We start from the raw sequence: 24,618 nt of genomic DNA, 5'->3' as shown, positions 1-24,618 counted from the left end.
GTTTTAAGGGGGCAGAATCGCTTGGTTTTAGGGGGCAGCTTACACTGGATTTTCCAGCAGGAAGCAGCCCTTTGCGTACCAATGTATAAATGGTAGGCTTGGCTTTTCGGATGATACGGCAAGCATCCTCAATTTCAACCAACACGTGTTTGTCTGATGCTGGTGGCTGGAGTTCTGCTACCATCTTTTTCAACTCGATGACCTGTTCGGTCAGATAACCTACCGCTTCGGGTAGCTTATCAAATGTTACTGTTTCTTTTTGCATACGCCAATCGTTTTTAATTGTTCGATGGCAAAGGAAACAGGTGTTTCAATGGTGAAATCATTCACCAAAATATAACTGATGGATAACTTTTGATGGTGCTTGTTGATGGTAAGTATTTGATAATTAGCAAATATCTGGTTGTTGACAATGTCTTTTATGGTGGTTATCGGAAATTATAGATTAAAAGAAGTATGATTGCTCCCGAAAATCGTGAATATGATATTCGCAAATGTGATGGTATAGCTGGCTTATTATGAAAAAGCGAGGTTGGATAATGATACTGAGATAAACAGAAAGTGCTATTCAAATCTATTTCAAACTAAATTCAGTAGAATATACTGCCTCCACTGAAATGTTAGTTATTGGAGACTTTATCGGTAAGTCAGAACATGGTACTTCATTAAAAGAAAAGGATTACACAGGAGTACATGGAACGATTGCAAAATAATCATTTTGCAATCGTTCCATTCAATTTAATCTTGCACTCTGATTCTGTGTGCGACATCTTGCGTTCAATGGTAGATATTTCCGAATCACGGAGAGTATGAGCAAATACCCTCTTTATAAAGGTAGCAGTCTGTAGGCGTGGCTTGCCAAATGCCTTACCTATATTCCAACCAAAGTGCATGATGTCAATGGTTTTTAATTGGGCATCAACCTTTATCTGCTCGACTTTGGGCATAGTATCTGACAAGTAATATTCTGTAATATATCCACATAGACGATTGAGGTCAGTTTCGCTAAGGTAGAGAACCAAGTTTTGTTTCGTATATGCGAGAACTTTATCTAATTTTTCTTGCGATGCTCGTTCTTTTTCTGCCATAGCATTGGCACGGAATATTTCGTATTCTGTTGGCTGATTGGATTCTTCGATGGATATATTGTTGATGGTAGAAGGTGTGGCTTCTTCCTTTGGAAGTTCTGCCACTTCTTCGTTGAGTTTGGAACACGATGAAATAGAAACTTCTTCTGTTGTGTCAGATGTCGTTTCTATTTCAATTTTTGGTTCTGAAATGTAGGATTCCGAAATAATAGAACTTTCGACAAGTTCAACGTGTGCAATTGGAGTTTCAACTACCACAACCTTATTGCGGTAGCACTCAAATCTCATAAAACACTTTTCTATTGTTGGCGAAAGAATTTGACTGAATACCATTTGCAGATTGAGATAGATAGCTCCCATGATAATGGAGCATACCACTAAAATGAGGTAGCTGCTGAACTCATCCCAACCATAGTGAAGTACGGTCTGGCGGGCTAAAACACCAATGATAGCGATTGTCCCGAAAACAATCAGATTCAAAGTAATATGTTCTATCTTTTTCTGCTTCATAATAATATATGCTAATCGTTTGTGTGCAAATATATATCATTAGCAAGATGTATAAATACATTTCCCTGAAAGTGGCAGCATTTGTCACCAAAAGGTAGCATTATTCTAGGTCAACTGTGCCAAAATAGAAAAGAAAAGTCCAACGTAGAATAAAACCAAGTTGGACTTTTAGCAAAGGTATTAGCAATTGTACATGTTTGCTGCGCTTATAGGAATAAAGAGAGATATGCTCTTTTGTTTGGAGGCAACTTTACTGATAAGCCATTTTCTGAATGCAGCAGAATGTCCAGTGTCTATTTGATAGGATAGGGCTATAATCATGTTGAGATTATACACATCGGCACTATTCCCATTTTCCAACTTTATACATTGGCAGATGTCATACTTCTTTAAGATATTGGCTTTCAATATTGCTTTTAAACGGGAATGGATTGATCCAACTGTTGTATAGAACAAGTCGGCAATCTCCCAAGCGGTCATCCATACTTTTCCATCAGAAATATGGATGCCATGTCCGTTGTTTGTTATGATTCCTCGTTTCATAGCTGTAATTTATTTCAGTGAAATCTTATTTGCTGTCTCTCGTTTCTTTACATTGACCAAATCTGCGTAGATTTGAGTAGTGGAAACGTTCTTGTGAGTTAGCATCTTTGAAACAGTGTAAATATCTGTACCTAAGGAGATTTGGATTACTGCGTAGGAGTGACGAAATCCGTGGAAGGTTATCGGCTTCGTTATTCCTGCCTTTTTGAGCCAGTTCTTCAGCGGATAGTTAATCATGCTCCGTTTCAAGCCCTTGAATACTTTGCCTGTGCCGGGCGTACCACATAGTTCGTAGGCTTCGTAACTGATGGGGAGTGTCGCTTCCGTTTGGGTTTTCTGAGTTCTGATACGCAGGCAATAGCCTTGGTCGGGAGCGATGGCAAAGTCTTCCCATTGAAGATTGAGAATATCACTGATACGTAAACCTGTCAGGCAAGCAAACAAAGAAGCGGCTTTCAGAACGGGGATGTCACAAGGAGTGGCGGCAAGTTGCTTCACTTCGTCCAGTGTCAGGTACTCTTTTTTCACATCTTGTGGCTCAATCTTATCAAGGTAGTCATTGATGTTTTCGCGAAACCATTTGTCTCGGTAGGCTATCTTCAACAGCCCTCTGAAGGTGGAGTAGTAACCGGATGCCGAATTGAGTGATATGGGGCGGTTGCTGTGTTTGAGTTGTTTGGCATTCAGCAAGTATTCACGGAACTTCTTGCATAAGTCCACATTCACATCGGCAAAGGTACATTGTCCCTTGACGAAATTGTAGAAATGCTGATAGACGAATTGCCATTTCTGGTCTTTGCTTCGGCACATCTTTTTGAAGTAGGCGAGAAAGTCGGCTTTCTGTTTGGTCTTGTCTAAGAAACCGAACTCTTCATTGATGAGCGATTGCACTCTGATACAACGGATAGCCTCTGCCTTGTTCAACATATCGTTGTTGAACTCCCTTTCCATTTCGTTTTTGGGGTGGGCATAGATGTAGATGCCGAGATATTCCCGACGGCTCATCTGCATCGTCTCAGGGTTACGAACTGCCGGATAATAATCCAGATACAAGGAGATGCGATTATTCCGAATCGCTCTCTGACGAACTGTTACTTTTGTACACGTGTGTGTCATACTGATTAATATTTAGAGTTTTACATTTGTTTGGTGCAAAGGAATAGAGTGATTCAATGGTGACAACATTCACCGAAAAATAACTTATTCAATCTTTGGGGCTTCAAGCAATTTATCCAGTTCGGTTTTGGATATAAGCGTGTATTTGCCTTTCTTGACCTTAGGGATATTATGATATTTCGCATAATGATAGAGTTGGTCACGGGTAAGATTGAACTTTTCCATTGCTTCGGCTACCGTATAATACAGAGGTTCTTCGGGTACTGCCACTCCTTTGGCTATATCGACATGTTTCTTGGAATAATACACCATGATACCTTCTTTCTTCTTTGGAATGGCATTCTTAGAAACGAAAGTGTAGATAGCGGATAAGGTCATGCCGAATTTATTCTGCATTTCTTGGCTACTATACCATTCGGTAATGTCGGGATTCGGGGCTTTCTTAGCGAAGTAAGCATCCACGTGCTTCTTGCTCCAGTAGGTCTTGCCACGATTGAAAGTCCGGGGAATGTTGTTTTTCTTGGCTACCAAGAATATCCATGATTCGTTTACATGGTATTTCTCTTTTACTTCGGCTGTGGTGTAGAAGTCGGTGATAGGAATAGTGTCCTTCGGTTGTCGTTGTTCATAAGGGCGAGCTTCCAGCATTCGATCAATATCTCCTTTACGGATAAAAGACAATCTGCTACTGATGCGGAATGCTTGTAGTTTTCCTGCATATACCATTTTATATATGGCTTGTTTACTCAATCCTAATAAAGTTGCAACCTCCTTGAATGATAGGTATTCTTTATCCTTGAAATCGGATATAGGTTGTTCACTGATGACCGTTTGGACTTTGGTTTCAACTTCTTGTATTCTCTTCTGCCGTATCGCTTCTTTGTATGCAAGATTATTGCACCGATGAGAACAGAAACGTGTTGTTAGCTTTTGGGCATAGAATGTTATGCCACACCATTCGCATACCTTCTTGATTTTCATTTTACTTGTTGCCATATTCGTTACTTTTAGAGGTTTATTTCTCTTGTTATTTCTCCATTTTGTTCAACCATCGTAAATCATTGTCAACTATAGTCAACTTTCTCCACGACCTTTCCGACCTAAAATCGGAGAGTAACAAGCGAGCAACAAATGCGGTACAAAAATGAGCGGAAAAAGCCCTATAAACGATAACCATCGCTTATAAGGCTAAAAAGAAAGGCGCTCAAAATGAACGCCTTAATAATCATTGATGATATATGCTAATCGTTGGTAATCACCACTTATTTACCGATGCAAAAATGTTCGAAAATATTCCCAAGTACCATATCGTTCGTAACTTCCCCTGCAATATCGCTTAGATGGAAAATGCATTCGCGGATATCTTGTGAAACAAAATCTCCGGATAGATTTTCTGCTAATCCTTGTTGGACCCGGTGGATGGCTTCCAAGGCATGGGTCAAAGCCTCGTAGTGGCGTATATTCGTGACAATGACATCGTTTTGGGTAACCGTGGGCAGGTTAGCGGCAGAGATTAGCATTTGCTGAAGCTTGTCGAGGTTGGTACGTCCTTTGGCAGAGATGGAGATGCATTGCACATTAGTAGCGGCCACGGTGAAACTGGAGTTGGGGATGGTTGAGGCATCTTGCACCAAATCGGTCTTGTTGAATACGAGAATGAGCCGTTTCCCTTCGCAACGGGGAAGTATCTGGGTAGTTAGTTGTGGTATCCGTGAGACGGCATTCGTGGCATCAACTATCCAGAGCACGATTTCCGCCTGCTTCAATTTCTGGAAGGTTCGCTCAATTCCTAGGTTCTCGATGGTGTCGTTCGTTTCGCGTATGCCTGCCGTATCAATAAATCGGAAAGTTATCCCACCAAGATTGACTGTGTCTTCTATCACATCGCGGGTTGTCCCGTGTATGTCGCTTACAATGGCTCGTTCCTCGTTTAGTAGTGCATTCAACAGGGTGGATTTACCAGCGTTCGTTTCGCCGATGATGGCTACGGGCACGCCGTTCTTGATGGCATTGCCTACACTGAAGGATTGTACTAAACGGGAAATTACCTGCTCTATGCCGTCTGCCAGGAGACATAGCTCGGAGCGGTCGGCAAATTCCAGTTCTTCGTGGTCGCTGAAGTCCAGCTCCAGTTCTATGAGTGATGTGAAGTGCAGCAATTGGTCGCGTAGTGAGGCCAGCTCTTTACTGAACCCACCGCGCATCTGGCTCATGGCGAGGCGGTGAGTGGCGGCAGAGGTGGAGGCGATGAGGTCGGCCACGGCTTCGGCCTGGCTTAGGTCCATTTTGCCGCCCAAGAAGGCCCGTTGCGTGTACTCACCGGGAGCGGCCAGGCGGCAACCATTGCCGATGAGCAGTTGCAACACCTTCTGAAGAATATAGCTCGAACCGTGGCACATGATTTCCGTACTATCCTCGCCCGTGTACGAGTGGGGGGCACGGAATAAGCTTACAAGTACTTCGTCTATGATGTTTTCTTCTTCATGGATATGACCGAAGGTAAGTGTGTATGGCTTGGCATCCTTCAGCTTCTTCCCCTTCCGGGCAGGGGTAAATATGCGGGATGTTATCTTTATGGCATCCGGTCCGGAGACACGGATGCATCCTATGGCTCCCCCTTGGGCGGTGGCTATGGCACAAATGGTATCTTGGTTCATTTTATCCGGCTTATTTTTATGCGGCAAAGATAATGGTTTCTTTACAAAAAAGAGAGATGGTGATTCAACTTATGGGCTTTTATCGTAACTTTGTGCAAATCGATAATGGATAGATGCTTATAAAGCCTAATCCGCCTCTGTGTCCATTGTGGGTATAGCAGGACATTGCTACACTATACAGACCAGCAACGGGCACGTCAGGCAGGATGTGATGAAGTCATTACTAAACCCTACTCCTAGGATTGGCTGAAGGAAAGGGAGGAGCATTTCTTGAAGGATACTTAGATACGGTCGAGTACTGTTTTGATAAGAGTATCTATCGTATTCTTGTATCCCGTGTTAGCTTCTTTTATCAGGCGGTTGGCAATGACCATGCATACCGTCATGGCCTTGTGCCCCATCAGACGGCTCAAGCCTGCCAGGGCAGAACTTTCCATCTCGAAGTTGGTGATACGGTAGCCGTTGTATTCAAATTTTTCAATCTTCTCATTCTGATGTGGGTCGGCAAGCGGCACGCGTAACTCGCGTCCTTGAGGTCCGAAGAAGCCCCCGGCGGCAATCGTTACGCCACGTACCATGTCGTTTTGTGCGATGCGGTCTATCAGTTCAGTGCTTGCATCAATGACGTAGGGGGCAGGGGCACACATGTTGCCGGACCATCCCATATGGTTTAGGAAGGCACGCTCCATGGGCAGGTCGCACACGGAGTTGCGTCCGGCATAGAAGTTGAGCAGCCCATCGAAACCAATGGACTTTTCAGAACATACGAATGTGCCTACCGGAGTGTAGGGTTGCAAGCCGCCGCAGGTGCCGATACGTACCAGCTCAAGGCTACGCAGACGGGGCTTTTCTTCGCGCGTCTCGAAATCGATGTTTGCCAGGGCATCCAGTTCGTTCATCACGATATCGATGTTGTCACATCCGATACCGGTGGAAACCACCGTAATACGTTTCCCCTGGTAAGTACCGGTGATAGTCTTGAACTCGCGGCTTTCCACTTCACATTCCTTGTTCTCGAAATGGGAGGCAACCAGTGCCACCCGTCCGGGGTCGCCTACCAAGATGACTTTGTCTGCCAGCCATTCGGGCTTTACGTGAAGATGAAATACAGAACCATCTTCATTGATGATCAGTTCGGAAGAGGCGAAATATTTCTTCATATGCTTGAGGCTTTAATCTTTTGTTTATAAATAGAAACGCCGGGAACCGATTCTTGTTCACCGGTTCCGGCGTTTCGTCAGTTACTTTTCGGGTTATTTACTCAACGGCTGGTTGGTATTGCCCGTCGTCGGTTTGGCAATGTTTTCGCGCATGGAAGTGTCGGCTTCTATATTCTTCATCCGGTAATAGTCCATGATACCCAGATTGCCGTTGCGGAATGCTTCGGCCATGGCCTTGGGTACTTCCGCTTCTGCCTCGATAACTTTGGCACGGGCTTCCTGGGCCTTTGCCTTCATTTCCTGCTCTGTGGCTACGGCCATGGCGCGGCGTTCCTCTGCCTTGGCTTGAGCAATGTTCTTGTCGGCATTGGCTTGGTCTATCTGCAGGGCGGCACCGATATTCTTACCTATGTCAATATCAGCAATGTCAATGGACAGAATTTCGAATGCTGTTCCGGCATCCAACCCCTTGCGCAATACCAGTTTGGAGATAGAATCCGGATTCTCCAATACAGACTTATGATTCTCTGACGAACCGATGGAAGACACAATACCCTCGCCTACACGGGCCAGAATCGTGTCTTCTCCGGCACCGCCCACCAATTGGCGGATATTGGCGCGCACCGTTACACGGGCCTTGGCAATCAGCTGGATACCGTCTTTGGCAACAGCTGTCACGGGAGGGGTGTCAATTACTTTGGGGTTAACGGACATCTGTACGGCTTCGAATACGTCACGGCCGGCAAGGTCGATGGCGGTTGCCATCTGGAACGGCAGCTCGATATTGGCTTTAGAGGCGGATACCAGTGCGTGTACCACCCGCTCTACGTGACCTCCGGCAAGGTAGTGCGCTTCCAGTTCGTCGCGCGTGATGCTTTGCAATCCTGCTTTATGAGCTTCAATCATGCCGGGCACAATGATATAAGGAGGAACATTACGGATACGCATCAGGAAAAGTTGTACCAGCGAGATGTTTACTCCCGATACTTTGGCGGACAGCCACAAGAAGAACGGTACATAATGGAAGAAAAGTACCAGGAAGATAATGCCTCCTATAATGAGGAAGGCGGTTAAATACATTGTGCTTGGATCCATGAGATTAAATATTAATTGTTAGTTATAAATAATAGGTTGATTTCAGAAATTTCACTGCTTGAGCCGTTCCACTAAGAGGACTCCGTCGGCAATACGGTCTACGATAATCGGAGTCTTTTCGTTCAGGAAGCCGTCTGATGACTTTACTTCCACGATGTCTCCGTTGATTTCGGCATAGCCGATAAGAGCCAGGCGGGTAGTGGTTACGCCTATATCGCCTACCTTGACTTTTTCCTCGGCACTACGGTCTACTTTGGAGGTGATGTTTTTTTTCAATGCAATTTTGTCGAGTGTCTTGGAGCGCATGAACCATACCAACGAGCCGATACAAGCCAGGGCAGATATGATAAGCGTAATGACACCTGCCGTGGTGCCCATATAGGCAAAGGCATAGTAGTTGGCAAAGATGATGCAACCTCCTGCCAGAAAACCGGCAACGCTGATGCCCGGAATTACGAATAATTCCACTAAGAACAAGATTACTGCTCCTATAATCAATGAGGCGATAATGAGTATATCCATAGTTGTCTTTATTTGGTGGCTTGTTTTTCCAGGTTGCGCACTTGAATGGCAGTTTGCTCCATCTCAGTGGACAATTGCCGTACACGTTGCTCCAGGTCGAGGATGGCGGCGGACATCTTGTCCTTTTCCTGCTTGTTGGCTCGGGAGTATTCCGAACGCATATCTTCCAGTTTCTCCTGCAGTTGTTTGTAGCTCTGCTCCAGCTGATTGTATTTGCCATACGAGGCTTTGGCCTGCGGGGAGCGGAAATCGTCCAGCTGGTAGTAGGTGGAGTGGTCGTCAATGATGAATTGGAAATCATGCTTCTTGGTGGTCTGCGGCTTTGCGTTGGCAGCAGTCCGAAGTCTTTCTTGGGCGGCCTCTACCGCATCGGTGTCCGTCCATGTGTCCTTGATAGAGTGAAGTTGCGCCAATGATATCATCTTGTCCGGGTCCATCCCTTCGTAGTTGTACACTTGCTTGGATGAGTTGGGAATGAATACATAGATGCACACTTTGCCTTCCGGCTGGTAGCGGTCGGAGGCAAACCATCCCAAGTCGTTGAATTCGTCGATGACGTACATATAGTCGTTGTAGGGCGAATTGAACGGCATGCCCACATTTTCCGGCATCAGATAGGAGTCGGTATTCGTATTGTAACGGGTGACGAAAATATCATATCCTCCCATCGAGCCAGGGCCATCCGAAGCATAGTAGATAGTGATACCGTCCGTAAGTACATAGGGATAGTCTGCATTCATGGCCTCGTTGATGCTTCCGGGCAACAAGCTGCCATCACTCCATTTGTCCAGCAACTTGTTGCGCGAAAGGATACTGAGGGTGCTGTCCGGTTGCATTTCGCTATAATATAGCTTATTGCCCAGCTCCGTTTCGTATACCGTTCCGCCTTCCTTACCGGAATCATTGAAGTAGGTGTCGTACATGAACAGCTTGCCCGATTCGGGGCTGATTTTGTATGCATCCAGGAATTTTTCCTTGTCTACCACAAAGCTGTCGATGAAGCAGACCTCTTCCACGCCTTTCAGCATGCGCAAGTTGGATTTGCTTTTTTCCAATAATTGTTCGGCCTCTTCGGTGGAGCGTTTTCTCTTTCTCAGGTCGGAAATGTAGGTCTCATAAGTCTCGATGGCTTCTTCGAACCGATATAAATCATTGTATGCCCGGGCCAAATAGAGTTGCCCGCTGGGGACGCGTCTCTTGACGGCGCTTTCCAGGTGTTTCAAGGCTTCTGCGGGTTCGCCGGTTTCCAGGCAACATACACCGTACCATAGGTTGTAATTTCCATTGCCAGGTTGTGTCTTGACGAGTTTCTTGAAAGTGGGCTTGGCTTCTTCGTATTCTCCCTTCTCGTACAAGGCTTTGGCTTCTGCCAGGCTTTGTGCGGAAATTGTTATGCTCAAAAGGCCGAATAGAAAGAAAAGGATATATTTTTTATTCATATTGATACATGCTGATTGTTCAGAAGGTCAAAAATACAAATTTATCGTGAATAAAGCTGGTTTCCGTAATTCTATTTTGTTAATTCTTCTTTAAATCGTTCTTTTGCCTTACTTTTGCAACCGGAAGAGCTATAATTCATAACTTATAACTCATAACTCGTATCAATGGCACGATTTACTGAAGAAGAAAAGATGTTGCGCCGCATAGACAAGCGGTTTAGCAAAGGTGTGGTGGAATATGGGCTGATAGAGGACGGCGATAAGATTCTTATCGGGCTTTCGGGAGGCAAGGACTCTTTGGCGCTGGTGGAATTGTTGGCACGGCGTGCCCGTGTCTATAAACCCCGTTTTTCCGTTGTCGCCGTACATGTAGTGATGAAGAATATACCTTATCAAAGCGATGTGGACTATCTGAGGGAGTACGTAGAGTCGTGGGGAGTGCCTTTTGTTCTCTTTGAAACGGAGTTTGATGCCACGACAGATACCCGCAAGTCTCCTTGTTTTCTTTGCTCTTGGAATAGGCGGAAGGCATTATTTACCGTAGCCAAGGAGCAGGGATGCAATAAAATCGCGTTAGGCCATCACATGGATGATATTCTGGAGACCTTGCTGATGAATATCACCTATCAGGGAGCGTTCAGCTCTATGCCCCCCCGGCTGGTAATGAAGAAGTTTGATATGACGATTATCCGTCCGATGTGTCTGGTACATGAGGCGGATTTGATGGAGTTGGCGCAAGTGAGGGGGTATCGTAAGCAGGTGAAGAATTGTCCGTATGAGTCACAATCCAGCCGTAGTGCAATGAAAGGCATTCTGAAACAATTGGAGGAAATGAATCCTGAGGCACGCTATAGTCTATGGGGGAGTATGACGAATGTGCAAGAGGAATTGCTGCCTGCAATCATTAATCATTAATCACTAATCATTAATCACTATATGAAAGCATTTTATACCATTTTGCTATTGATTGTATCTAATATTTTCATGACGTTTGCCTGGTATGGGCATCTGAAGCTACAAGAGACAAAAGTCATCTCCAACTGGCCGTTGTATGCCGTGGTGCTGTTTTCCTGGGTAATAGCTTTGGCAGAGTATTCTTGCCAGGTTCCGGCCAATCGGATAGGCTTTTTAGGCAATGGAGGCCCGTTCTCATTGATGCAACTCAAAGTGATTCAGGAAGTAATCACTTTGATTATCTTTACGGTGTTCACAACGGTTCTTTTCAAGGGGGAAACGCTGCATTGGAATCATTTTGCCGCTTTTGTATGTCTGGTACTGGCGGTATATTTTGTATTTTATAAATGATGGGTTAATCGCATTTGCACATTATTTCATATACTTCTCCATTCCTTTTGTTAAGAACGTTTGAAGCTTTCCTTCTTCATCCGTATAAATGAAACAGGCGTCGATATCCGGATGTGCATCCGCCACGCGTTCTGCTTCTTCCAGCCCCATCACCATGAATGCCGTGGCATAGGCGTCTGCACTCATGCAATCTTTGGCAATGACGGTGGCTGACAAGATGCTGTGCTGTACCGGATAGCCGGTACGCGGGTCGATGGTATGCGCATATTTCTTTCCGTCTTTATAGTAGTAGTTGCGATAATTGCCCGATGTAGCCATGCCTAAATCCGTGACTAGCAGCACTGCTTGCAGTTCCTGGTTCACTGCCAGTGAGTCGTCTATCGGCTTGTTCAAACCGATGCGCCAAGGTCCATTTTGAGGGTTTTGCCCGTGAACAACCACTTCTCCGCCTATATCGACCATAAAGTTGCGGATACCCTTCTTCTTCAGAAGTTGGGCTATGACATCTACTGCATATCCTTTTGCCACAGCGCTGCACGAGAGCATTATACGCGAGTCTGTTTTCACCACTTTCCCTTCATCGGACAATTTTACTTTTTCGTATCCTGTCATCTCCAGCAGGCTGTCTATCATGGCAGAGTCGGGGAAGTTACCCTTCTTGAACCCAAATCCCCAGGCATTGGCAAGAGGGGCAACGGTGATATCGAAGGCACCATCGGTCTCCCGGGAGATTTCCATGCTACGTCGGAAGACGTTGGTAAAGAATGTGTCGGGCACAATGTCCTCGTTGCGGTTGATGCGCGTAATGGTCGCCGTGTCATTGAAAGGGGACAAGGAACCGTCGAAACGTTTGAGTTCCGCTTCTATCTCCGCCTTCAGATTTTGGTCACATTGATAAGTCACTTTATATACCGTACCGAATATCAGTCCGTTATCCGTCTGATAAGGAGTGACTTGGTTGTGGCGGGCAAGTATCCAGATGGTTCCCAGTACCAGTAGGGCAATCCATAAAAAATTCCGTTGTACTTTCTTTTCCATATCCTATCTGAGTTTTTACTTTTTAATTAAAAGAAGAGATGCTCTACCAATATCTTGGTACCGATGATGACGAGGATAATCCCTCCCCAAAGTTCGGCGCGCAGTCTGCGGGCTATGCCACATCCGAAACGGATGCCGAACATCAGGCCGACCATCGACAAGGCGAATGATACAAAACCGATAATGCCGATGGGGGAAAGAATAGCCGAGAATTGCTTGATACCGAGGAATGCAAACGAAACACCTACCGCCAATGCATCGATGCTGGTTGCCACGGCCAGAGCGAGCACCACCTTCAGGCTGGTAGGGTCATACTCGTGCTTGCAATCTTCGTCCTTGAAGGATTCCATTATCATGCGTCCGCCCAGGAAGGCAAGGATACCGAATGCAATCCAATGGTCAATACTTTCTATCAGGTGGCTGAAAAAACTGGCGCCTATCCATCCCAGCAGAGGCATCAAAGCCTGGAAAAAGCCGAAGCTGATGGCCATCACCAGCATAGGGCGCAGCCGGGCGCGTTTCAATATAATTCCGCTGGCTATAGAAACGGCGAAACAATCCATCGCAAGTCCTACGGCCAGTAGCCAAATCTCTAACCCTGTCATAAGTCGCTTAAAGAGGTAGTTTATAAGTTATCGTATAGGTTACTCCCATCGTGTTGGAGCCATATTTCCCGAAACCGGGCACATACCACGGGTCACCGTATTCATCGGCCGAGGCAGACAATTTGAACTTGAAGCGTAGTGACCAGCCCATGTACAATGCCTTCCAGACGTGCGCCCGGATACCGACACAAAATTCCGCCCATTGCATGGAGCCTTTCATTCCTTTATGGTTATAGGGCAGGCTGCCTCCCCATATCTCGTCGTCCAGATTCGGATTGCCTACGATGCCACCGTATATCGGGTCGTCCAGTCCCAAGGCGTCTACATCGTACTTGAAGCTGCTTACACCGTAACGCAAGCCTACGAGTAGCATGTGTCCGTGCTGCTTCTTGTATAGCGTGTTATAGTCCATTCCTATGCGGAAGTAGGGGGCGTTGCTTTTGTAGTGTATGCCTTTGTCACTCCAGGTGTCCGTGGAGCCATATCCCAGTTCGGCAATAGGGAAGAAGCGGTTCTTGAGGTTTACATCCACGGCCACTTCGGAACTCAGGAAATCTCCTCCAAATACGGAACTTCCGATTCCCCACAAGTCCAAGCCGACGGACATGCCGTTGTATAACGGATAGTGCACTTCTTCTTTCGCGTCCTTCTTCTCCTTCTTGGGAGGTGCTCCCTGGGGGGGGACGGTAGGATTCCCGTTCTGCGCCCGTAGGGGGAGGAACATCAGCAGGCAGAGTGCCAGACTAATAGAATAACTTAAGATTTTCCTTTCCATAGATGCCTGCTTCATTGTCTTTGATGTATATCGAGTCCAGAGAGATGCGGGTGCACGTTACGCTTGTGATGGCCTGCTTCATCTGATAGCCGCAATCCATCGATAGGAAATAGGGGGTGTTGGTGTGGCGTATCACCATCGTGTCACTCTTGGTCCGGCTATACTTGAATATCAGCTTGGTGGAATCCTCCGTATAGCGCAGTGGCAGGGAGATGTCGTGTACCTTCTTCTGGTTGTTGATGATGATGGAGTCGGTGCCGTATGCTGTGACGGTGAGCGAGTCGAGCGTGTCGTTCTCCACGTATTGGGTTTCGGGGTCTACTCTATAAAGAATGCAATTCACCATGGGGCGTGCCGTCATGGAGCAATCTGCCTCCTCCGAGCAGGAGATAGCTATGCTTATTATCGGGCAAAGGATAGCTCCGAGTATGACAAGTCTGACTAATTTTTTCATCGTTAAATGGTTTTCTCTATTTGATATTTGTTTCGTTCCGGGGCATTACGTGAAATCAGCTCTCCGAGGAATCCTGCCACGAACAGTTGTGTGCCGATAATCATGGAGGTCAACGAGAGGTAGAAGTAGGGAGAGTCCGTCACAAGGCGGTAGGGCATGCCATGGTGCATGTAGTACAACTTGCTGACACCCACTATGACCACGGCTATGAAGCCGAAGATGAACATCAGCGAACCCAGCAATCCGAAAAAGTGCATGGGCTTGATGCCGAACCGGGAAAGGAACCAAAGGGAAAGCAAGTCCAGATACCCGTTTACAAAACGGTTCAGCCCGAACTTGGTCTTTCCGTATTTGCGTGCCTGATGGTGCACCACTTTCTCGCCGATTTTCTTGAAGCCGGCGTTCTTGGCCAGGTAAGGGATGTAGCGGTGCATTTCGCCGTATACTTCTATATTCTTGACCACCTCTTTGCGATACGCCTTCAGTCCGCAATTAAAGTCGTGCAGGTTTTTGATGCCCGATACTTTGCGGGCGGTGGCATTGAACAATTTGGTGGGGAGGGTCTTCGACAACGGGTCGTAACGTTTCTGCTTCCAGCCCGATACGAGGTCATAGCCGTCTTGGGTAATCATGCGGTAGAGTTCGGGTATTTCGTCGGGGCTGTCCTGCAGGTCGGCGTCCATGGTTATCACGACGTCGCCTTGTGCTTGTTCGAAACCACAGAACAATGCCGGCGACTTCCCGTAGTTGCGGCGGAACTTAATGCCCCGTACCTTGTCCGGAGCTTGTGCCTGCAATTGTTCGATTACCTGCCAGGAACGGTCGGTACTTCCGTCGTTCACGAAAATCACTTCGTATGAAAAACCGTTGGCATTCATCACCCGCTCAATCCATGCGAACAGTTCGGGGAGTGATTCTTCTTCATTATATAGTGGTACGACAACTGAAATATCCATTGATGTATGATTTTTCTATTTTACAATTGAAATAACATTTCTTTTTGCTGTTCCGTCACTCTGCCGGAGCGTCGTCTTTCTTGCGTCTCATCACGAACAAGGCGGTGGGGAAAGCCAGTATCGAACCCCAAAACACATTGGACGATATCATCTGTAGCGTAATGTCGATAGGGCTGAGTAGTCGGGCTGTCTCCAGAGCTTCCTGATAGGTGGCGATGTACGAATCCATTCCCGGCATGTTGCTTTGGGCAAGCGTGTCTACCATCGTTTCGCACGTGTTTATCACATATCCGTGGTCTATGAACCTGAAGTAGATGTAGTGTGCCACGGCGGCAAGCAGCGCGGCAAACATATACATGAAAACGGTGAATACCCATGCATGCAGGAAGCTGATGCCGCCTCCGCATACCTGATTACGATACATCCGTGCATAATAATATCCCATAAAAGGTACGCATAGCGTGAGTCCCATGAAAAGGAAAAGTAAAAAAGGAACCGACAGCCCCACAGGAAAGAGTATGAACTTCAATATCCAGAAACCTCCCATATAGGTACCGAACAGCATTGCGTATCGTTGCATGTAACCTCTATTTTCTGCCATCTTTCTTAGAAATAATATGCAAAGGTACAAATATAGTTGGATTCAAGGGCAAGCCGATGTGCAGATTTTAATTTTTAATTCTTTAATTTTTCATTATTAATTAAAAAAGAAAAGGTGATACATTTCGTATCACCTTTTCTTTTTCTGAGCCTCTTGTCGGATTCGAACCAACGACCCCGAGATTACAAATCACGTGCTCTGGCCAACTGAGCTAAAGAGGCGGGTGGGTAAGCTTGCTATATCGCGCCGCTACAACCAACTACCTTTGCTGCGATCAAGCCCTGGAGGATTCGAAGGGAGCTGGCCGTATAGGACTTACCCGTTTTCGTTTTGCGGTTGCAAAGGTAGACATTATTTTGGAATCTGCAATAGCTTGCGGCGGTTTTTTTATTTGTTTTTTTAGATTCTCTATTCTATCCCTCTTCATGGCCTTCTTATATAGACACTTTGGAGGGGAGGTACGGATTCTTTCCGGCATTACGATGGACAAATATTCCTTTTACTAGAAAGTATTCGTCCGACATATGTAACCTTATCGTCCGACGGCTGTTGAATTATCGTCCGACAGCTGTCGGACGATAATTCAACAGCCGTCGGACGAATACTTCTTAGTATACCGGAATCTAAAGTATAGTGATGCAAAAGATTGCCATTTGAGAAGAAAATAATAATCGGGGACGAAAAAACAGATAGGCTATTGTGCGCTACCTTGAAAATAAGCATTATTTTTGTGCAACTAACTATATAGTCATTATACGCATGAACAAACACATATTGTCATTTTATCTTTTTTTCTGCCTTTTTCTTTTTCCCCCTTTGGTCGAAGCAATTGCCGGCTGGAATAGCTTTATCGTCAATTTTGATAAAAGTGTTTATGGCAAGGGGACCCAGACTTGGCAGATAGCACCCTATGATGACAAGTGGGTATATTTCGCCAACAAAAACGGTATGGTGCAATTTGATGGCAATGTCTGGAATGTGTTTCCATTGAACAATGCTTCCGATGTGCGTTCCGTTCTGGCTTCTGCCACCCAAAAAAGAATTTATGTGGGGGGCATCAATGAATTCGGCTATTATGAACCGGATACGGACGGTTCTTTGGCCTATCATTGCATGTCCGATACTTTGGAGAGTTCCGTTCGTTTTCTTGGAAATGTGTGGGGCATCCATGAGACAGACAATATCTTGTATTTCCAAGGGGACGGGTGCGTGGTGAAGTACCTGAACGGCAAATATACCGCCATTGAAATGAATGCCAAGATAGACTGTTCCAATATGGTCAATGGTATTCTTTACATCGGTACGGACAGAGGCGTATGGCTTTTGGTTGGAAACACTTTTTTCCCTCTTCAGGGTGCCGATGCGTTGGCTTCCAAGCGTATTCGTGGCATTATACCTTATAAGAAAGGTGTTCTGGTGGTGACTGCATACAACGGACTTTACTATTGTGACGGGCGTACGATGGAACCGTTTGTCACCGGTGCCGAAGAGTTTATGCGTGAGAATGAAGTCTTTTGCGTAGCCAAAAAGGATGATAAGATTGCCTTGGGAACCATTCATAAAGGATTGGTACTGGTGGATTGCAGCACCATGCAACTGAAATATTTCAATGAGAACAACGGCTTGCGTAACAATACGGTGCTTTCTGTCTCCTTCGATACGACCGGAAACCTCTGGGCCGGTCTGGATAGCGGCATTGACTACGTCTGTCTGAGTTCTCCTTTTACGAATCTCTATTCCTATCCTTATTCTTACGGCACGGGATATACGGCGGCGGTAGAAGGCGGCTATCTTTATTTAGGCACCAATCGGGGGCTGTATTACACTTCTTATCCGGTACAGATGAACGGCGATTTGCCGGATATCCGTCCGATGCCCCAATCCAGCGGACAGGTCTGGAACCTTTGCCGTATAGGTGATGAACTCTTCTGTCTGCACGACCGTGGTATTTTCCTTATCAATGGTACTTCCGTAAAACGTGTGACGGACATTACCGGCGTCTGGTGTTGCCAGCTTGTGGCAGGACGTACGGACCTTATGTATGTCGGGGTATATAACGGTATTTATTTGGTTGGGAAAAAGAATGGAGAATGGCAGGTGGTTGGCAAGATTGAGGGTATGAACGATTCTTGCCGTCTTTTTGAGCAGGAAAGCGATAAGGTGATTTGGGTGTACAATACAGATCATGTTACCCGTGTGGATTTGGATAATGATTTGACAAAAGCTGTCCGTATAAAGGAATATAGCGCGAAGGATGGTTTTCCGGTAGGACGTGATATGTATATAGCGAAGATAGAAGACCGGGTGTATTTTGCCACTCCCCGGGGAATCTATAAGCATAATCCTCATAAAGATGTCATGGAGCCTTGTCCGGATATGAACAACCTTTTGAATGGCACCACGGCCTATTCGCGTATCTTGGAGTATCACGATAAGTTGATAAGTTTGAGCCCTCACGAAATCTGTATTGCCAATCTGGGTACCTATAAGCGGGGGGCGAATACAAGCATTAATCCCATCCAGCAATCGCTGATTGAACTGGTACCCAGTTTTGAAACGATTATTCCTCTTTCAGATTCGCTGATGGTGGTTCCTAATGAAGGAGGTTTCGCTTTGTTCAGTATCCCGGCCGTAAGGGAGCGTCAGGATCGTAGCCATTCCTTATATATAAGGAACATGTATCTGTCCTATCCCAAGGATTCATTGGTATATACCGCAAACTTTTTAGGAGAGAAGCCGGTTCCGGTGATAGCTTATTCCATGAATTCCGTTCGTTTTGACTATGCCCTTTCTCTCTTTGCGGTAGGAGATGATGTCCGTTTTCAATATCGTCTGAATAAGGGGAGCTGGTCCGATTTTACAACGGTACGCACCAAGGAGTATAGTAATCTGTCGGAAGGTGAATATACGTTTGAAGTTAAGGCGGTCTTTCCTGACGGTACGACATCATCGGATACAATTGCTTTCCGTATACTTCCGCCGTGGTATCGTAGTGCTGCTGCATACGTTTGTTATATCATCTTGGCTTTGCTTGCCTTATGGTATGTCTATCGTTGGGATGATGTCCGTGTGAAACGGAAGAAACAGCAGGCGGTAATCGAGAAAGATAAAGAGTTGCACGATATGGAAAGGGAGTACGAAGAGGAGAAAGCCCGTCAGGAAAAGCAGATTATGCAGCTGGAGAAAGAAAAATTGGAATACGATTTGCAACATAAGAGTCAGGAAATGGCCAATCTGATGATAAACTTTGTCCGTAAGAATGAAATGCTGACTGAAATCAAGTCAGAGATACTTAAAGTATCCGCCTTGCTGAAGGGTGAGGGGGCTCGGGAAGGAAAACAGCAACTCATACTTATTAATAATAAAATAGACGGTAATATACAGAGTGATGAGGTTTTGAAGCGTATTGAAGACCAGTTCGATTTGATACATAACAATTTTATGAAACGTCTTCATGCCAAGCATCCTGAACTTTCCCACAACGAACGCATGATGTGCGCTTATCTAAAGATGAATCTTTCCACGAAAGAAATAGCACCTCTGCTGAACATTTCGGTTCGTGGAGTTGAAACAATCCGTTATCGTCTTCGTAAGAAGTTCGCTTTAGAGAGAGAGGATAGTTTGACGGATTATTTAAGCAATAAACTGTAGCCTTTAGATATTAACTTCCTTTAAAAGAAGGAAGAGTATGAAAGGGAGGAATGTTAAATTTCTCCCTTTTGTGTTATATAACATGTTGTGACGTAATACTTAAAAGTATATATTAATTATTGATTATTAGTAAGTTATTTGCTGATGACGTATTGATAACGTATTTGAATTTCAGATTTGACGTATTTAAGAATGATTGTTTTTTATTTGTTTTATTGCATTTTACTCTATGTTTGCACTGTTCGATTGAGAACAAAACCGAGAAACGTTAATCTTAATTTAGTAAAACTTATGAAAAAGTTATTATCAGTTTTATTTCTGTTAAGCTTTACCTTGGCTTCTGTATATGCCCAAAATATACAGGTAAAAGGTACAGTGGTAAGCGGTTCGGATAATGAACCGTTGCCTGGAGTAAATGTGGTAGTTAAAGGAACTACCAATGGTGGAATTACTGATTTGGACGGTAATTTTACATTGTCGGTTCCTGCCGACGCAACACTTTCTATTACCTATATTGGTTTTAAGTCGCAAGAAGTAGCGGTAAATGGAAAAAATTCCTTGAAAATAGTTCTTCAGGAAGATTCAGAAACGCTGGACGAAGTAGTAGTGGTGGGGTATGGTGTTCAGAAAAAAAGTGTGGTAACAGCATCTATTGCCAAAGTTAGTAGTGAGGATTTGGAAAACAAATCTCCGGTGCGTATGGATAATGCATTGAAAGGTTTGGCTGCAGGTGTGGATGTAACTTCAGCTTCTGGTCAGCCGGGTGATTCTCCTCGTGTACGTGTACGTGGTATTGGTACTATCAACAATAGTGATCCGCTCTACATTGTAGACGGTATGCCTATTGGGGGTGGTCTTGATTTTGTAAATCCTAATGATATCGAGTCTATCGAAGTGTTGAAAGATGCTGCTTCTGGTGCTATCTATGGTGCGCGTGCTGCTAATGGCGTTATTCTAGTAACTACCAAAAAAGGTAAGATGGGTAAGGCACAAATTAATTACAATTTTTCTTATGGCTGGCAGAGTGCATGGAAGAGACGTGATGTGACTAGTGCGACAGACTATGCTATCCTTCAGAATGAAGCCAATGTGAATGGTGGTCAGGCTCCAATTTATGCAGATCCTTATAATTTGATTGATGCTAATGGAAATTCTATCAAAGGATTTGGCACTGATTGGCAAGATCTTGTTTTCTATGACAATGCTCCGGTAGTGAATCATGATGTGACAGTTAGTGGTGCATCGGAAAAAGTAAATTATTATTTGTCTTTGGGGTATTATTCACAAGATGGTATTGTTGGTGGTAATCACGGACATTCTAATTATGACCGTTTGACTATTCGTTCCAATACTCAATATAATCTAATTGATGCATCTAAAGAACGCGGTTTCCTTAATAAATTGGATTTAGGTGTAAATTTGGCTTATATGCGTACGCATTCAACAGGTGTTGGTACTAACTCTGAATTCGGTTCAATTTTGGGATCGGCTCTTTATCTGTCTCCTATTTTGACCCCTACATTGACTGGTGATGCAGCTGAAAAGATGATTGAAACTTATAAAGATTTTGATTTGCCTCGTGATGCAAATGGTGATCCTTATACAGTACCTGGCTATGGAGGAGCTTATCAGGAAATGAATAATCCGCTGGCTATGATGACATTGACTCCTACAAAGAATTGGTCGCATAAGTTTGTTCCAAAGTTTTCTATTGATCTTCAATTGTGGGATAATTTGAAGTATCACTTCAATTATAGTGCTGATATGGGATTTTGGGGTAATGAAGGGGCTACTAAGAGCAAGTATTATCTCTCAGCTAATAATAAGGCAACACATACTAATGCATCTTCATTCAAGGCACAGAATGTGACATGGCAGATTGAAAACACATTAACTTATGACAAAACTATCGGCAAACATACATTTGGTGTTGTATTAGGACAGTCTGCTCTTAAATATAAGGGAGATCAACTTGGTGGTAACCGTTGGAATCTGGTGAATCCTAATAAACCTTCTATTGATTATGCTACAGGGAATGTTGAATATACAAAGGATGCAGATGGTAATATTACTGGTGCTACAGTTCAGTATGGCGTTTATGGAGGTCCTTATACAGAACATAGAATGTCGTCTATGTTTGCTCGTTTGAGTTATAACTATAATGAACGCTATATGATTCAGGCTACAATCCGTCGTGATGGTTCAAGTCGTTTTGGTATTAATAATAAATATGGTACGTTCCCTTCAGTATCTGTGGGATGGAATGTGACAAATGAAGAGTTTATGGCTGATACGCGAGAATGGTTGTCTAACTTAAAGGTTCGTGCCAGTTGGGGTAAGAATGGTAATGATAACATAGCCGAATTTGGTTATACTTCATTGACGGCCATGGGTAACAATGTCCTTTTGGGTAAAGATGCCATCAAATGGAACGGTTCTAAAGCACAACGTTTGGCAAATCCTGATTTGAAATGGGAAGAGAGTGAGCAAACTGACTTAGGTATTGATTTGGGATTCTTTAATAATGCTTTAACATTCAGTGCTGACTATTACATAAAGAAAACCAATGGCATGATTATTACGATGCCTATCCCGAGTTATGTAGGTGAAACTAAACCTCTTGGTAACGTAGGTGATATGGAAAATAGTGGTTTTGAGTTTGAACTTGGCTATAAATGGAATATTGCTGATGCTAAATTTGCAGTAAAGGGAAATGCTACTTATCTTAAAAATGAATTGAAGAACTTGGGAAATGATACTGGCTATATGGATTTAGATGGTATTCAAGGATTCTCTGGTGGTGGTACACGCGGTTCTAACGGACAACCTTTCCCCTATTTCTATGGTTACAAGACTGACGGTGTTTTCCAGAATATGGATGAAGTTCGTGCTTATGTCAATAAAGATGGTAAAATGATTATGCCGGATGCGGTTCCTGGTGATACACGTTTTGTGGATGTAAATGGTGATGGTAGCATCTCGGCAGATGACCGTACTAACATTGGTAATGGTACTCCGGATTGGACTTATGGTTTGAATCTTAATGCTGATTGGAAAGGCTTTGATTTTAATATTTTCTTCCAAGGTGTAGCTGGTGCTGATGTGTTTGATGGCACTTATCGTACAGATGTTGCTTCTGGTAACTATCCTTCTTGGATGTTGGGACGTTGGACTGGTGAAGGTACTTCTAATAAGTATCCTCGTCTGGCTGTCGGTAATGCAACGAACTGGATGGTATCTGATCTTTATGTTTGTGATGGTTCATATCTTCGTCTTAAGAATATTACTTTGGGATATACATTGCCTAAGACTCTTACTCGCAAACTTACTATTGAACGTCTGCGTGTGTATGTGCAAGCTGAAAATCTTGTGACTTGGACCAAATATTGGGGATTTGATCCTGAAATTTCTTCAGGTGCAACTTCTCTTGGTGTTGACCGTGGTATTTATCCGCAGGCTCGCACATATACAGTAGGTGTAAATGTTTCTTTCTAATCTAAAAATAAGAACTATATGAAAACAAATAAAATATTAGCAATAGGCTTACTTGCTGCCGCTACAGTGTTGACTACCGGTTGCAGTGACAGTTTTCTTGAGGTGGAAAATCCGACAGGTGAACCATTGGAAGATTATTATACTACGGATGAGCATATTCAGGAAGCTCTGATTGCCGCCTATGACCCTCTCCATTGGCCAGATTGGGGATTGGGACAGTACAATGCCTTGAATATTGACGGTGAAATTATGGGCGATAATTTTTGGGTAGGTGGTGCAACCAAGACCGATATGCAGAATTGGCATATGTTATTTAATTATGAAGCTAATGAAAATAATACACTTGGCTCTCTTTGGACTGTGGATTATTCTGGCATCAAACGTTGTAATGACTTACTGAAATATCTTGATTGGGGTACTGATGTTACTGAGGCCAATCGTAAACTCTATGAGATGCAAGCCCGTTTACTACGTGTTTTCTATTATAATATGTTGTGGCATTATTTTGGTAATGTACCTTTCTATTTGGAGAATCTTTCCGAACCTCCTTATACGGCTCCGCAATATACTGCCGATCAGGTTTATGCTGAGTTGATCGCAGAACTTGAAGCTGTAATTGACTCTAAGGTGTTACCTTTGAAATATTATAAAACAATCAAAGAAGGTAAAGAAGTTGACGACGAAGGTCAGTTGGGACGTGTCACTCAAGCTATGGCTTATATGGTATATGCTGAAATGGTAATGTATCAGAATGATGAAAGTCGTTTCTCAAAAGCTTTAGGTTATATGAAGGAGCTTATTGATAGTCCTAGCTTTAGATTGAATCCTAGTTTTGCCAACATCTGGGAAACGGAAGGTGAATGGTGTGACGAATCTATCTGGGAAATTAATTATGAGCAAACTAATAACGAACGTGGCTGGGGAAGTCCGTTAGCTGTTGGTGGTACAGTGCTTCCTACTCTGATTTCTCCTAACTCTTTCCCAGGTGATGATGGTTGGTCAAAGGGTAATGATGGCTGGGGATTTATGCCCATGCGTCTTGAAACTTATCAAATGTTTAGTGAACAAGACAAACGTCGTGATGCAACTTGCTGGGTGATTGCCGAAGATGTAGAATATACGAAACGTTATCAAGATACTCATATTTGGTTACAAAAATATCGTCCGTATGATAAGAACTTCAAGCAGTCTTCCGGTGACCAGAATTTGAACTATAATAACAATTATCGTTATTATCGTTATGCTGAGACATTACTAAATGCTGCAGAACTTTCTCTTCGTACAGGTGGAAGTGGTACAGGTGAGGCTAAGACATGGTTGAACGAAGTTCGCACCCGTGCCGGTTTGGCTGGACTTGCAAACGTTACGGTTGACGATGTACTTACAGAACGTCGTTTGGAATTTGTAGGTGAAGGCAAGCGTTATTTTGATTTGGTACGTGCTGAAGGAATCAGTGGAGCATCAGCCAGCAATAAGGCTACTACTGCACTGGTCCCCGATGAATATGGTTACCGTACTAATTCTTGGACTGCCAAGAAGAAATACATTCCTATTGCACAAGGAGAGTTGGATTCCGATCCGGCTTTGGTTCAGAATGCTTATAAATAG

Annotated in this window: 20 protein-coding genes, 1 tRNA gene and 1 pseudogene; 5 read left to right on the top strand and 17 right to left on the bottom strand. The window is 44.3% G+C overall.

Annotated elements, in window-relative coordinates; translation table 11 throughout:
* The 10 genes and pseudogenes from DWX62_RS17460 to DWX62_RS17415 form a co-directional block, all read right to left on the bottom strand.
* A pseudogene (locus tag DWX62_RS17460) lies at nt 1–265 on the bottom strand (helix-turn-helix domain-containing protein); the annotation flags it as partial.
* Nucleotides 266–713: 448 nt separating this feature from the next.
* Nucleotides 714–1,598, bottom strand: a complete 885-nt coding sequence (locus DWX62_RS17455; RefSeq protein WP_119979484.1) for a mobilization protein — start codon at nt 1,596–1,598, stop codon at nt 714–716.
* A gap of 180 nt (nt 1,599–1,778) precedes the next feature.
* Nucleotides 1,779–2,141, bottom strand: a complete 363-nt coding sequence (locus DWX62_RS17450) for a lipofamily protein (RefSeq protein WP_119979485.1) — start codon at nt 2,139–2,141, stop codon at nt 1,779–1,781.
* Between the two features lie 9 nt (nt 2,142–2,150).
* On the bottom strand, nt 2,151–3,257 hold the full coding sequence (locus tag DWX62_RS17445; RefSeq protein WP_119979486.1) for a site-specific integrase: 1,107 nt from the start codon (nt 3,255–3,257) through the stop codon (nt 2,151–2,153).
* Between the two features lie 84 nt (nt 3,258–3,341).
* A complete protein-coding gene (locus DWX62_RS17440; protein ID WP_119979487.1) occupies nt 3,342–4,253 on the bottom strand; it encodes a helix-turn-helix domain-containing protein in 912 nt (303 codons plus the stop codon).
* Nucleotides 4,254–4,519: 266 nt separating this feature from the next.
* On the bottom strand, nt 4,520–5,914 hold the full coding sequence (gene mnmE / locus DWX62_RS17435) for a tRNA uridine-5-carboxymethylaminomethyl(34) synthesis GTPase MnmE (RefSeq protein ID WP_120137754.1): 1,395 nt from the start codon (nt 5,912–5,914) through the stop codon (nt 4,520–4,522).
* Nucleotides 5,915–6,195: 281 nt separating this feature from the next.
* Complete coding sequence (locus DWX62_RS17430; RefSeq protein WP_009036776.1) at nt 6,196–7,074, bottom strand: nucleoside phosphorylase; 879 nt, start codon at nt 7,072–7,074, stop codon at nt 6,196–6,198.
* 93 nt (nt 7,075–7,167) lie between these two features.
* Nucleotides 7,168–8,169 (bottom strand): flotillin-like protein FloA, encoded by a 1,002-nt coding sequence (gene floA, locus DWX62_RS17425; protein ID WP_117990595.1) that lies wholly within the window; start codon nt 8,167–8,169, stop codon nt 7,168–7,170.
* Between the two features lie 51 nt (nt 8,170–8,220).
* Nucleotides 8,221–8,691, bottom strand: a complete 471-nt coding sequence (locus DWX62_RS17420) for an NfeD family protein (RefSeq protein WP_005826862.1) — start codon at nt 8,689–8,691, stop codon at nt 8,221–8,223.
* Nucleotides 8,692–8,699: 8 nt separating this feature from the next.
* Complete coding sequence (locus DWX62_RS17415) at nt 8,700–10,130, bottom strand: tetratricopeptide repeat protein (RefSeq protein ID WP_005826860.1); 1,431 nt, start codon at nt 10,128–10,130, stop codon at nt 8,700–8,702.
* 165 nt (nt 10,131–10,295) lie between these two features.
* Here DWX62_RS17415 and DWX62_RS17410 point away from each other — a divergent pair, with 165 nt between their 5' ends.
* Complete coding sequence (locus DWX62_RS17410) at nt 10,296–11,045, top strand: ATP-binding protein (RefSeq protein ID WP_005826857.1); 750 nt, start codon at nt 10,296–10,298, stop codon at nt 11,043–11,045.
* A gap of 21 nt (nt 11,046–11,066) precedes the next feature.
* Nucleotides 11,067–11,435 carry a DMT family protein gene (locus DWX62_RS17405; protein ID WP_005826856.1) on the top strand — a complete coding sequence of 123 codons (369 nt, stop codon included), beginning with the start codon at nt 11,067–11,069 and terminating at the stop codon, nt 11,433–11,435.
* A 21-nt stretch (nt 11,436–11,456) separates the two neighbouring features.
* On the opposite strand, the gene DWX62_RS17400 is transcribed toward DWX62_RS17405, so the two are convergent.
* The 7 genes from DWX62_RS17400 to DWX62_RS17370 form a co-directional block, all read right to left on the bottom strand.
* Nucleotides 11,457–12,473 carry an FAD:protein FMN transferase gene (locus DWX62_RS17400; RefSeq protein WP_005826854.1) on the bottom strand — a complete coding sequence of 339 codons (1,017 nt, stop codon included), beginning with the start codon at nt 12,471–12,473 and terminating at the stop codon, nt 11,457–11,459.
* A 26-nt stretch (nt 12,474–12,499) separates the two neighbouring features.
* Complete coding sequence (locus tag DWX62_RS17395) at nt 12,500–13,078, bottom strand: manganese efflux pump MntP family protein (RefSeq protein ID WP_005826852.1); 579 nt, start codon at nt 13,076–13,078, stop codon at nt 12,500–12,502.
* 7 nt (nt 13,079–13,085) lie between these two features.
* A complete protein-coding gene (locus DWX62_RS17390) occupies nt 13,086–13,853 on the bottom strand; it encodes a DUF6048 family protein (protein ID WP_008663768.1) in 768 nt (255 codons plus the stop codon).
* Nucleotides 13,822–14,307: a DUF6452 family protein gene (locus DWX62_RS17385; RefSeq protein ID WP_008663766.1), complete on the bottom strand. Its 486-nt coding sequence runs from the start codon at nt 14,305–14,307 to the stop codon at nt 13,822–13,824. Before DWX62_RS17385 ends, DWX62_RS17390 begins: the two co-directional genes overlap by 32 nt.
* A 2-nt stretch (nt 14,308–14,309) precedes the next feature.
* Complete coding sequence (locus DWX62_RS17380; protein WP_005826846.1) at nt 14,310–15,263, bottom strand: glycosyltransferase family 2 protein; 954 nt, start codon at nt 15,261–15,263, stop codon at nt 14,310–14,312.
* A gap of 55 nt (nt 15,264–15,318) precedes the next feature.
* Complete coding sequence (locus tag DWX62_RS17375; protein WP_005835919.1) at nt 15,319–15,864, bottom strand: DUF4199 domain-containing protein; 546 nt, start codon at nt 15,862–15,864, stop codon at nt 15,319–15,321.
* 147 nt (nt 15,865–16,011) lie between these two features.
* Nucleotides 16,012–16,085: transfer RNA gene (locus tag DWX62_RS17370), tRNA-Thr, on the bottom strand.
* A 538-nt stretch (nt 16,086–16,623) separates the two neighbouring features.
* Here DWX62_RS17370 and DWX62_RS17360 point away from each other — a divergent pair.
* The 3 genes from DWX62_RS17360 (at nt 16,624) to DWX62_RS17350 (ending at nt 24,618) form a co-directional block, all read left to right on the top strand.
* A complete protein-coding gene (locus tag DWX62_RS17360; protein ID WP_120173038.1) occupies nt 16,624–19,515 on the top strand; it encodes a triple tyrosine motif-containing protein in 2,892 nt (963 codons plus the stop codon).
* A gap of 291 nt (nt 19,516–19,806) precedes the next feature.
* On the top strand, nt 19,807–23,010 hold the full coding sequence (locus DWX62_RS17355; RefSeq protein ID WP_005826839.1) for a TonB-dependent receptor: 3,204 nt from the start codon (nt 19,807–19,809) through the stop codon (nt 23,008–23,010).
* Nucleotides 23,011–23,028: 18 nt separating this feature from the next.
* A complete protein-coding gene (locus tag DWX62_RS17350) occupies nt 23,029–24,618 on the top strand; it encodes a RagB/SusD family nutrient uptake outer membrane protein (protein WP_005826837.1) in 1,590 nt (529 codons plus the stop codon).

This window comes from Bacteroides sp. AF20-13LB, assembly GCF_003603065.1.
Classification (GTDB): Bacteria; Bacteroidota; Bacteroidia; order Bacteroidales; family Bacteroidaceae; genus Bacteroides; species Bacteroides uniformis.
The sequence above is the reverse complement of the archived record's forward strand: the minus strand, read 5'-3'. Positions and strand labels throughout refer to the sequence as shown.